This is a genomic window from Pseudomonas sp. FSL R10-0399, assembly GCF_009600165.1.
GTDB classification, from domain to species: domain Bacteria; phylum Pseudomonadota; class Gammaproteobacteria; order Pseudomonadales; family Pseudomonadaceae; genus Aquipseudomonas; species Aquipseudomonas helleri.
In genome coordinates this window covers 1-362 of the sequence record NZ_WIWK01000312.1, presented here as the reverse complement: position 1 = coordinate 362, position 362 = coordinate 1, and the positions used below count along the sequence as shown (strand labels likewise).

The window sequence follows — 362 nt, the reverse complement described above, 5'->3', positions numbered from 1 at the left end:
GGCCAGCACCGTGCAAAGCCTGCAATCGATCAGCGCCAACCGCGTGCGCCTGCACCTGCCGGACAGCCAGCAGAGCACCGCACGCCACACCTTCGACGACTGGCTCAACCGCGACCAGCGCAGCGAAAGCATCGGCGAATACCTCGATATCCTCGGGCGCCTGTTGCGCGGCGGCGACGGTGGTTTTACTTACAGCGGCCGCTACTTCCAACTGGAAAACGCCGGTTATGCCCGCCGCGATTTGCCCGCCCCTGCCATCGTCCTCAACGACAGCCAAAGCCCGGCGCTGATTGCCAGCCAGGCACAGGTTTGCCTGTTACGGGCGGCGCCGCCTGCACAGTTGCGCCAGGCCATCGAGCGTC

The 362-nt window shown here is 65.7% G+C and carries 1 protein-coding gene; it reads left to right on the top strand.

What is annotated here, in order from left to right:
• A partial coding sequence (locus GHO41_RS29590; RefSeq protein WP_153435372.1) for an LLM class flavin-dependent oxidoreductase occupies positions 1 to 362 on the top strand: 362 nt, incomplete at both ends.